We start from the raw sequence: 1,411 nt of genomic DNA, 5'->3' as shown, positions 1-1,411 counted from the left end.
GCGGCCACCAGCGGCGGCGGTGTGACCGTGGGCGGCACAGCCACGGCCCTGACACTGACCGGTTCGGCCAGCAACATCAACACCTTTGTCGCGGGCAGCAACGTCACCTTCACCACTGCAGCCAATGCCACTGCCAATGTCACGCTCACCGTGGATATCAACGACGGCGGCAACAGCGGCAGCGGCGGCGCGCAGACCGACTCCGAAACCGTCACGCTGGTGGTGACTGCCGTCAACGACGCGCCCACAGCCACGGTGCCCACCAGCATTGCGTTCACCGAAGACATGGCGGGTGCCGTCACCGGCATCAGTTTTGCGGACCTGGATGCGGGCAGCAGCAGCGTGACCGTCACCCTGTCGGTGCCCGCTGGCGCCATGGCGGCCACCAGCGGCGGTGGCGTCACCGTGGGGGGCACGGCCTCTGCCCTGACACTGAGCGGCTCCATTGCCAACATCAACACTTTCATTGCAGGCAGCAACGTTGCCTATACCCCCGCGGCCAACGCATCGGGCAACGTCACGCTCACGGTGAACATCAACGATGGCGGCAACACCGGCAGTGGTGGCGCCCAGAGCGACAGCGCCACGGTCACGCTGGCGGTGGCCGGTGAGAACGACGCGCCCGCGGCCGTGGCAGACAGCATCACCGTGGCAGAGGGCGGGACCGCGACCACCCTCGTCGGTGGCGCCACCAGCTTGCTGGCCAACGATACGGACCCTGAAAACGACACCTTGTCCGCCATACTGGTGACAGGCCCTGCCAATGGCACATTGACGCTCAACGCAGACGGCACCTTCAGCTACACCCACAACGGCAGCGAAACCACCACGGACAGCTTCACCTACAAGCCCAACGACGGCACGTTGGACGGCAACACGGTGACGGTCACCGTCAACGTGACCCCTGTCAACGATGCACCCGTGGCGGTGAACGACAGCATCACCGTGGTCGAAGGCGCCACCGCCACCGTGCTGGTCGGTGGTGCAACCAGCATCCTGGCCAACGACACCGATGCGGAAAGTAACGCCCTCACGGCCATCCTGGTCACCGGGCCGTCCCACGGCACACTCACGCTCAACGCCAACGGCACCTTCAGCTATGCCCATGTCGGCGGCAGCACGGCCGCCGACAGCTTCACCTACAGGCCCAACGATGGCATGGTGAACGGCAACACCGCCACGGTCTCCATCACGGTCACCCCCGCCAACGCCGTCCCCACCGTCGCCAACACCATCCCCGACCGCAGCGCCACCCAGGGCGCGGCCTTCAGCTTCCAGTTCGCTGCCAACACCTTCGCCGATGCCGACGTGGGCGACACCCTCAGCTACAGCGCCCAGCTCGCTGGCGGCGGGGCCCTGCCCGCCTGGCTCAGCTTCGACCCCGCCACCCGCACCTTCAGCGGCACACCCG

General features: G+C 67.0%; 1 protein-coding gene. It reads left to right on the top strand.

Annotated features, from left to right (window positions below; genetic code table 11):
* On the top strand, nt 1-1,411 hold a 1,411-nt coding region (locus KW835_RS26550; protein ID WP_218387745.1), incomplete at both ends, for an Ig-like domain-containing protein.

It is taken from the genome of Acidovorax sp. sic0104, from assembly GCF_019219095.1.
Classification (GTDB): Bacteria; Pseudomonadota; Gammaproteobacteria; order Burkholderiales; family Burkholderiaceae_C; genus Acidovorax.
The sequence above is the reverse complement of the archived record's forward strand: the minus strand, read 5'-3'. Positions and strand labels throughout refer to the sequence as shown.